General features: G+C 35.4%; 10 protein-coding genes and 1 pseudogene. 6 read left to right on the top strand and 5 right to left on the bottom strand.

The features are described 5' to 3' along the window. From ACN0QX_RS14515 to ACN0QX_RS14495, 5 genes and pseudogenes are all read right to left on the bottom strand, one after another. Positions 1-235, bottom strand: a pseudogene (locus tag ACN0QX_RS14515) (conjugal transfer protein TraK); the annotation flags it as partial. Between the two features lie 11 nt (positions 236-246). Beyond that, positions 247-1,089, bottom strand: a complete 843-nt coding sequence (locus ACN0QX_RS14510; protein WP_303507634.1) for a hypothetical protein — start codon at positions 1,087-1,089, stop codon at positions 247-249. A gap of 2 nt (positions 1,090-1,091) precedes the next feature. Beyond that, positions 1,092-1,679 (bottom strand): conjugal transfer protein, encoded by a 588-nt coding sequence (locus tag ACN0QX_RS14505; protein ID WP_303507633.1) that lies wholly within the window; start codon positions 1,677-1,679, stop codon positions 1,092-1,094. Between the two features lie 4 nt (positions 1,680-1,683). Beyond that, on the bottom strand, positions 1,684-4,086 hold the full coding sequence (locus ACN0QX_RS14500; RefSeq protein WP_303507631.1) for a TraG family conjugative transposon ATPase: 2,403 nt from the start codon (positions 4,084-4,086) through the stop codon (positions 1,684-1,686). Between the two features lie 272 nt (positions 4,087-4,358). After that, a complete protein-coding gene (locus ACN0QX_RS14495) occupies positions 4,359-4,646 on the bottom strand; it encodes a hypothetical protein (RefSeq protein ID WP_073243663.1) in 288 nt (95 codons plus the stop codon). Between the two features lie 189 nt (positions 4,647-4,835). Here ACN0QX_RS14495 and ACN0QX_RS14490 point away from each other — a divergent pair, with 189 nt between their 5' ends. From ACN0QX_RS14490 to ACN0QX_RS14465, 6 genes are all read left to right on the top strand, one after another. Further along, entirely contained in the window at positions 4,836-5,465 is a 630-nt protein-coding gene (locus ACN0QX_RS14490; protein ID WP_417197976.1) for an N-acetylmuramoyl-L-alanine amidase family protein, read from the top strand. A 212-nt stretch (positions 5,466-5,677) separates the two neighbouring features. Next, positions 5,678-6,052 (top strand): ArsR/SmtB family transcription factor, encoded by a 375-nt coding sequence (locus ACN0QX_RS14485; RefSeq protein ID WP_246906207.1) that lies wholly within the window; start codon positions 5,678-5,680, stop codon positions 6,050-6,052. Continuing rightward, positions 6,049-6,648 (top strand): mercuric transport protein MerTP, encoded by a 600-nt coding sequence (merTP, locus tag ACN0QX_RS14480; protein ID WP_073240406.1) that lies wholly within the window; start codon positions 6,049-6,051, stop codon positions 6,646-6,648. The genes ACN0QX_RS14485 and merTP overlap by 4 nt, the downstream gene beginning before the upstream one ends. Continuing rightward, on the top strand, positions 6,648-6,854 hold the full coding sequence (locus tag ACN0QX_RS14475) for a GDCCVxC domain-containing (seleno)protein (protein ID WP_073240407.1): 207 nt from the start codon (positions 6,648-6,650) through the stop codon (positions 6,852-6,854). The genes merTP and ACN0QX_RS14475 overlap by 1 nt, the downstream gene beginning before the upstream one ends. Positions 6,855-6,889: 35 nt before the next feature. Further along, positions 6,890-7,300 carry a Fur family transcriptional regulator gene (locus tag ACN0QX_RS14470; RefSeq protein ID WP_246906203.1) on the top strand — a complete coding sequence of 137 codons (411 nt, stop codon included), beginning with the start codon at positions 6,890-6,892 and terminating at the stop codon, positions 7,298-7,300. Positions 7,301-7,367: 67 nt separating this feature from the next. After that, positions 7,368-8,389: TonB-dependent receptor (locus ACN0QX_RS14465; RefSeq protein WP_417197972.1), on the top strand; the 1,022-nt coding region annotated here is incomplete at its 3' end.

Here is an 8,389-nt window from a genome sequence, read left to right as displayed (position 1 = left end):
GGTCTAAATGGGCTAACGCTTCTACCTTGAAGTTTTCTTTTTGGGTTACGAGCTTCAGGGGAATAATACTTCCATCAGTATTAATGGCAAAGGCACTATTAAGAGTTTCTTTATTCGTTTTATATACCATAAATAGTGAAAAGGTGCTGGATAGCATTGCAAAAATGACAACTGCCAACACGATAAATCTGTTCAATTTTAAGACTGCATAGATATTTTTATAAGGTGTTTTCATTGTTATTGGAATTAACTGGTAAATAATCTGAGGGTAAATGATGTGGCACGTTTGTATAATTTGAATTTTAGAAAAACAATGAAACCAACTGAACCAAGCTGAACCACAGGCGCAAAAAAGCCCTGGCCAACATCTGTCCCAAAAAGGTTTGTCCAGAAGTTCGTATTGATTTCAGTATAGAGTGCATTTACAAATACATTGACCAAAAAGAAAGCCGGCACCAACATATAGACAGCAGCGTACAATTTGAAAAATGTATAAGCAAGCGAACGGAATTTTTCAAAAACCGCCAGACTTATTACGAGCGGGAAGAAGGCTTGCATTATACCCAAAAGGAAATAGCGTTCAGCAAGAAATAGTGGATAGATGAACAAATCCAGAATCCAAAGAAAAAGGCTTATGATGAATGCGAATATTTTGAAACCGTAAAGTGGTGTGACCAAGGCTTCGTATAACAGCGTCATTGCCGCTTGTGCAACCTCGATGATACTTACATCCTCTTCAATAGGAATATCCTGCATTTGTAAAGGCAATAAAGCTGGTGCTGTACCACGATATTGCGCTTCAATAGAAACCAAGATACTATCGAAAAAGCCCAGGACCTGTGTTGAAAATATGACCAGAAGAACAACAGCAAAATTCTTGGTCAATTCCCCTGGGCTTAATCCCCAAGTATAACCATCTTTATCCGCAATGCCTTCATTGTATTTTTTAAGGATATTGACCAGAAAGAACAAAACGGCAAGCGTTTTCATTCCTGCAATAGTATATTGCGAGAAACTGCTGTTCTGTATGGTTTGAAACACTGCGTCAACGTATTCCAGTCCAATCCCTAAAAGTATGGTTGCGGTCATTATTAATATTCTGTTTCTCGGTTATTCACTTTATCCTGCATTTTTCTAAAGGAAATGATATCACGATAGCGCTTAGTTTTTGTCTTGATATTGGAAACCATTTCTTTTGATTCCTGTTCTTTTTGCTTTAGGACTTCAGCACGTTCGGCATCAGACATTTTAAGATTATCGCTAGATAATATTTCGCCCATAAAATCAACCGTGTCCAAAGAGTTTTGGACTATGGCATCAAATGATTCTGCAACCCGTGTAACTTCCTCGGGCTTGATGTAAGGCGAGTTTAAAATATCCTGCAAATCATTTTGCATTACATTGATAAGGCGTTGATTGTTCTGTGCTATTTCCTGAACCGCCCTGAGTTGCTGTACCACACTTGATACTTTCTCAATACTTTCTTTTGCATCTTTCAAGAACTTTACGGACTTGATAAGTTGTGAGGTTTGTTTTGCTGATTCCACTAGCGATTTTACCAAACTTACAAAGTTGGTATTGTCATAAACTGGCATTCCCTGGGCGGTCGCACCGCTAGGCAATAAAAGGGCAACCATTAAGAATAGCCCGAACAAGATTGTTTTGATTTTTGTTTTCATAATATTATGTTTTAGATGTGAATTCTTTAATAGCCAATTCCATATCATTGGTCTTTTCATAAATGGCCATTATGGCCTCGTTTTCCTGTCCATCGGTTAGGTAGGCTGCGTACACTTCTTGAGGAACTTCAAGCCTAAAAATGTTGCTTTCCTTTCCTATTTTGATGAACATTTCTGTATACTTCCGTGGTCCAGAAAGATTGTTTTTGATGGATTTTAATTGATTTAAATCGTGGCTAGATAGATTGAGCCTTTTGACCAATTCGTCATAACCTTTTTCATTGTTTAGGCTATAAATGACTTGTGTGTTTTCTAGTATGCTTGCCGATGTTGAATTGTTGGGAAGCTGATTTATGGATTGAAGAATAATGCCTATCGCACCATTCTGTTTACGAATCGCTTGATAGTAGAATTCAACACTTTCCAGTACGTTTTCGAACTTCAGTTGCTTTGCAAACTCATCGAAAAGTATGATGCCTTTTTCAGCTCTGTTTTTCCAAATCGTTCTTTGGATGGCTGACTTAATCAACTTCAACATAACGGACAAGATTTCCTTGTTATCCTTTACTTCATCCAGCTCAAAAACAATCAATCGTTTATCCTCAATTTTATAGGTCTGGTCTTCACTTACTTCAAAAAGGAAGCTGTATAGACCATCGCCGACATATTCGGACATTACGTGCAAGAAGCTTGTAATATTGAAGTAGTCGGGATGGATTTTTAAGGTGTCCAGAAGGTCTTTCTGATTCCTCTCTATAAAGTTGTAGAAACCATCTAAGGAATGATTTTCTGAAGTATTATTGTAATAATGGCGTAATATCTTTTTAACCGAAACCGATTGTGCTTTGGTAACTTTTAAATCTGAGGCGAAAAGTTCAAACAAGAAAACGGACAAGTCTTCCAAACGTTCTGGTGTTAGGTCATTTTTATCACTTATATAAAAAGGATTGATGCCTAAATTTTTGCCACTTTCATAGCGAAGCACAGTATATTTTTCGGGATAGAGTTTGGCAAATTTGGTGTAGGATCCACCAAGGTCAATTATGACCAGGCGGACACCACTTTCAAAATACTGGCGCAGAATGTTATTTGCCAAAAAGGACTTGCCTTCGCCAGTAGGTGCAAAAATGGCAAAGTTTCTTGCCTTAATGCGCTTCTTGCGTTCGTCCCAAACATCTTTAAGAACAGGCACATTATGTTCCCTATCATTAAAGATGATTCCGGTAGTATCAGAATTATAATTGGTGTTATTGATGAACAGGCATAAAGCGTGTTTTAAATCGGTAACATATAAATCGTTATTTGAAAAGTTTGAAGAAAAACAGCAGTAACTATTTAGGATATAATTCTTTCGTTCCTCACCTCTAGGATAGTAAGGAATAATGTCTAGTTCCTTAAACTCGGTCTTTATTTTTGAACCGATTCGACTTAAATTTTCTGGGTTCTTGTCCCAATAGATGATGTTTAAATGACCTCGAATAATACGTGCATTATCATCAGCGTTGATTTGGTCAAGGATATGCTGAATTTTACCGAGGACTACTTTATTCTGCGAACCGAAGTTGGAACTTTTATTAAGTTCTTCAACTTTCTTATCCAGTAGCTTGCGCCACTTCTGTTTGTCATCCAGATAAAGGATTTGATTGACAATATGATTTTCATTAAGCGTAAGCCCTAAGCCATCAATAAACCCTTGATGAAACACAAAATCGTCAGAAGTAAATTTCTCATTGGTCTTGCTACTCTGTACACTTTCGCCAAAGCACAGTTCGCTATTGATAGCCAGGGCATCAAAATGGTTTTCGCCAATATTGACGCTTTTTTTATCTAATATGATATCGGTGTCAAACCCTTCATTAAAACCATTGAAATATCCATTCGTTAACTGCTGAATATCTTTCGCTTTAAGCGAAGCAAATTTCATTTTTCGACTATTGTTTATGAAGGAAACAGAATCACTAACAGAACCGACAAAGCTCTTAACGTTGTCATCCAATTGTTGTGTAATCCCTTTGGAAACTTTACAGAAAGGGTTGACATATTTTGAATTGTTCAGCGCTTTATTCTTAGTGAGCGTAAAGAACAAAAAGCAACGATGTTCCATATAATCACGTCCTTTGAAATGGTCGTGTGTCGCTTTTTCTAAAAACGTTGTATTGGGAAGTGCTTCTGAATTGTATGTTTTTTTAAGATATATGTCCTGCTTTTGCACTACAGTACCAATAGGTAATGATTTCAAAGCCTGAAACCAAGCACCGTGTATATCTTCAAAGTCTTTTTCGGATAGTGAATAAATTTCTGGTAACGTACCTTCATAGCACAGGACAACATTACCATTGTTGGCAAATATGATATTGTCTTGAATATCTACAATAGGTTGATATGCTGAAAGATTAATCTTGTTCATAGTTGAAGCCAGAGTTTCTTTTGTTACTTATTATTCTCGGAAAAGCATTAGCCATCTGAAAAATTTGTGGGTTATGCGTTATTCTCGTTAAGGCTACGTACAAGGCAGCATTGAAAACGAGTATGCCAATTATTATCCCGAAGCTGAAAGAGAAGATTATGATGAGCAGCGAAGCCAAAATGGAAACCATCATTAACGCAAACAGGGAAATAGGCAGCCCAAAAATAACCGCCCGTTTCCTAATGTTTTTATAGACCTCGAAACGTTTCATCTTAAACAACGATGCCTATTAAGTATGTGAAGATGCCGACAACTGCGCCAGCAATCAAAACAAACACAAGTACTCTAGTAATCCCTTTTTTAAGGTCTGCGTTTTCCCCAAAGAAATGTCCTGCATTAAACAGGAAACCAACTAAAAAAATGACACCAAGTAAAATTGGAAATATGGTACGTATGGTATCGCCCACATCATTAACGGAATCTTCAATGCCACCAATTTGTGCAAAAAGTGATGTTGAGAGCAACGATAAAAAAGTTGCTAAATAGATTGATTTTTTCATAATAAAACTGTTTAAATTTTTTATTCATTTTCTCTTTCTGAAATTTACATATATTTGTACATAAATAACTGAAAATCAAATATTTGTGAAAAAAATATTATTTGAAATCAATTGAATTTAATTGCTGTTATTTGGCATCAAATTCTATGACTTTTTGAAGGGAAATTGTTGATAACCTAAAAACTTAAAATGAAAAAAGTGCTCAAAAACGTCAGTTTTGTCTTTTTGCTTCTAAAAATGTGTATCGTTTTGGGACAAGAAACAAGTACTCAAAAACGAATTATAATTGACGTTGGTCACGGTGGAAAAGATACTGGTGCCATAGGCATCAATAAAATCCAAGAAAAGGATATTGTATTGGATATTGCAAATGCCATTTTGAAGCTAAATAATGACTTAGATAAACCTTTGGATATTTATTTAACCAGGTATAGTGATACACTCATTTCACTATCGGATAGAACCAAGCTGGCCAAAGCTCTAAAAGTTGATTTATTTGTCTCTCTACATTGTAATCATTCAGATAATCCAGATGCAAGAGGGATAGAAGTTTATGCTTCACAAAAGGGAACAAATAATTCCAAAGAATCTATTTATACAGGTTATCAAATTGAAAAAGCACTTTGCAAAGCCATAGGATATAAAAGTAGAGGTGTGAAGTTTGCCAATTTTCAAGTACTACGTGAAACTATTGACTATTGTACTTCGGTTCTTTTGGAACTGGGTTTTTTGAGTAATAGGGATGAAAGCAGTTATATTTCTGCTTCTAAGAATATCAAATTAATTGCCTTAGCCATTTTATTATCTATTAAAAACTAATACTATTATGAAAGATATATTTTTAGAGTTGACAAAAAGTTTAAAAGCTATTGTACTACAATTTATTGCAGAAGTAGTTTTATTATATAAGTCTTTTAGAAACTAGACTACTGCCATTTGTTTCTAGCAGTTCTATTAATCAAATAATTGCTATATTAAATAATATTTATTTAAGTGTTTGCTTAAATAAGAAAATAATGTAACTTTGCTTTATGGACAATAATTCTTGCATAAGACAACAAGCCGATTTAGAACAAATTAATCGTTGCAAAGACACGGTTTCGGAATTAAACGAATCGTTCGACTATTTGGCGAATGGACTTTCATTAGTTGGGAATAGCGTAAGACTTAAAATACTATACCTACTCTTTGAAGAAGATAGGCTTTGCGTTTGTGATTTAAGTGATATTCTTGGAATGAATATTTCGGCCATTTCCCAGCATTTGAGAAAAATGAAAGACCGAAATCTATTAGAAACCGATAGAGAAGCCCAAACGATTTATTACTCATTGACCGCTGAATATGAAAAACTACTCAATCCGTTTTTCGCTATACTTGATAAGAACAAAGTTTTAGAAGCAATATGAAAAGTGAAAATAAATTAATTGGAGCAGGCTTGCTAACTGCAATTACAGCTTCCTTATGCTGTATTACGCCTGTTTTGGCTCTTATCGCAGGAACAAGTGGGATTGCTTCAACATTCTCTTGGATAGAACCTTTTAGACCTTACCTAATCGGGCTTACAATTTTAGTTCTTTGTTTTGCCTGGTATCAAATGCTAAAGCCTAAAAAGGAAATCGATTGTGAATGTGAGACAGACGAAAAACCAAAATTCACACAGTCCAAAACTTTTTTAGGAATTATAACTGTATTTGCAATAGTAATGTTGGCATTTCCATACTATTCAGGAATTTTTTACCCAGACACGGCAAAACACATTATCGTAGTAGATAAATCGGATATTAAAACAACTGAATTTAAAATTAGTGGAATGACCTGTGCGGGTTGTGAGGAACACGTAAACCACGAAGTAAATAAACTCAGCGGAATCGTGAGCTCAAAAGCATCATACGAAAGTGGAAATGCAATCATTGAATTTGATAAAACCAAGACCAATGAAGCGGAAATTGAGAAAGCAATTAATTCTACAGGTTATAACGTGACCGACAAAAAAGAAAAATAATGGAAACTATATTGACATCTGAAATAACTTGCCCAAACTGCGGACATAAAAAAGTAGAAGAAATGCCAACGGAATCCTGTCAATTCTTTTATGAATGTGAGAGTTGCAAAACGGTTCTAAAACCAAATGAAGGAGATTGTTGTGTTTATTGTTCTTACGGAACTGTGCCTTGTCCGCCGATTCAAGAAAACAAAAGTTGTTGCTGAAAAGACAATACTCTAAAAAATGATATATTAGGAAAATGCAAACGGAAGAAGAAATCCTAAAAATAAAAAAAGTAAAAAACACCGCAGTACGAACGGTTGTTCTACGCCATCTTTTAAGCCTAGAAAAAGCTCAATCATTAAAGGATATTGAAAATGCGCTGCCCTATACGGATAGAAGTTCTATTTTCAGAACACTAAAAACATTTGAGGAAAACAAAGTTATCCACAGCATTGAAGATGGCTCTGGAATGACCAAATATGCAGTTTGTGCGGAAGGCTGTAACTGCGACCCAAAAGATTTGCACTATCATTTTTATTGTACTAACTGCGACAAAACGTTTTGTCTTTTCGACGTTCCTATTCCCAATATTCAACTTCCAAAAAATTTCAAGTTGCAACAAGCAAATATGGTCGTGAAAGGCCTGTGCGACAACTGCAACAGATAATCTTTGCAATCGAGTTGCGGTAAATGCTAAATACATTTGCAATATTCTTAAAAACCAGAATAAGCAAATGAAAAAAGTATTTTTAAACACATTATTTTTAATGTTATCAATTATATCATTCGCACAAACGAGTGATATTTCCATTTCTGTGAGCGATGCCGAAACAGATGGGCCATTATTGGGAGCGACTGTATATTTTGAAGAATTAGAGAAAGGAGCAGTAACAGATTTTGACGGAATTGCCACATTTACAGAAATCCCAAATGGAAACCAAACCGTAAAAATTTCATATGTAGGTTTTAAAACCATTGAAACCACTATTGAGGTTGGCACAAAAAAAGAGTTCTCTTTCAAGCTCGAATCGGGAGGAAATGAATTGGATGAAGTCGTTATACAATCTTCAAGAAGTACACGAACTGTTAAAAAAATACCCACGAGAATAGAATTTATAGGTGTGGAAGAGTTGGGCGAAAAAGCAGTAATGAATCCAACCAATATTTCAATGGTACTTCGTGAAAGTACCGGAATACAAATGCAACAAACCTCGTTAAGTAGTGGAAACACCAACATTAGAATTCAAGGCCTTGACGGTAGATATACTCAACTTCTAAGAGACGGGTTTCCTTTGTATGGTGGATTTTCAAGTGGTTTGAGTATTTTACAAATTCCGCCTCTAGACCTACAACAATTTGAGATAATAAAAGGAAGTTCTTCTACACTTTATGGTGGTGGAGCTATTGCGGGATTAATAAATATGGTTTCAAAAACACCTGAGGAAGAACCTGCTTTGGATATAATGCTAACCCAAACACAAGCGTTGGGTAGTACAGCGAATGTATTTTACAGCAAACGCAATGAAAAGTTTGGAATTTCTCTATACGGTTCTGGTCATTACCAAAAAGTGTATGACCCAGAAGATGATGGTTTCAGCAATCTTCCCAAAACAACTTCGTTGTCTTTTAACCCCAAATTCTTTTATTATCCTTCAGAAAAAACAACTTTTTGGATAGGTTTAAATGGAACTTATGACGACAGAATTGGTGGAGACATTACAAAAATTGAAAGTGGCGAAAATGGGATTCATCAATA

It is taken from the genome of Bizionia sp., from assembly GCF_048259285.1.
Taxonomy (GTDB): domain Bacteria; phylum Bacteroidota; class Bacteroidia; order Flavobacteriales; family Flavobacteriaceae; genus Algorimicrobium; species Algorimicrobium hallyeonense.
Note: the sequence above shows the minus strand (reverse complement) of the source record. Positions and strands in the feature narration are given on the sequence as shown.

Bases quoted from the DNA above. Each gene is read 5' to 3' on its own strand.
- ACN0QX_RS14500 (WP_303507631.1), bottom strand. From the start codon at position 4,086: ATGAACAAGATTAATCTTTCAGCATATCAACCTATTGTAGATATTCAA.
- merTP (WP_073240406.1), top strand. From the start codon at position 6,049: ATGAAAAGTGAAAATAAATTAATTGGAGCAGGCTTGCTAACTGCAATT.
- ACN0QX_RS14490 (WP_417197976.1), top strand. From the start codon at position 4,836: ATGAAAAAAGTGCTCAAAAACGTCAGTTTTGTCTTTTTGCTTCTAAAA.
- ACN0QX_RS14475 (WP_073240407.1), top strand. From the start codon at position 6,648: ATGGAAACTATATTGACATCTGAAATAACTTGCCCAAACTGCGGACAT.
- ACN0QX_RS14470 (WP_246906203.1), top strand. From the start codon at position 6,890: ATGCAAACGGAAGAAGAAATCCTAAAAATAAAAAAAGTAAAAAACACC.
- ACN0QX_RS14485 (WP_246906207.1), top strand. From the start codon at position 5,678: ATGGACAATAATTCTTGCATAAGACAACAAGCCGATTTAGAACAAATT.
- ACN0QX_RS14495 (WP_073243663.1), bottom strand. From the start codon at position 4,646: ATGAAAAAATCAATCTATTTAGCAACTTTTTTATCGTTGCTCTCAACA.
- ACN0QX_RS14505 (WP_303507633.1), bottom strand. From the start codon at position 1,679: ATGAAAACAAAAATCAAAACAATCTTGTTCGGGCTATTCTTAATGGTT.
- ACN0QX_RS14510 (WP_303507634.1), bottom strand. From the start codon at position 1,089: ATGACCGCAACCATACTTTTAGGGATTGGACTGGAATACGTTGACGCA.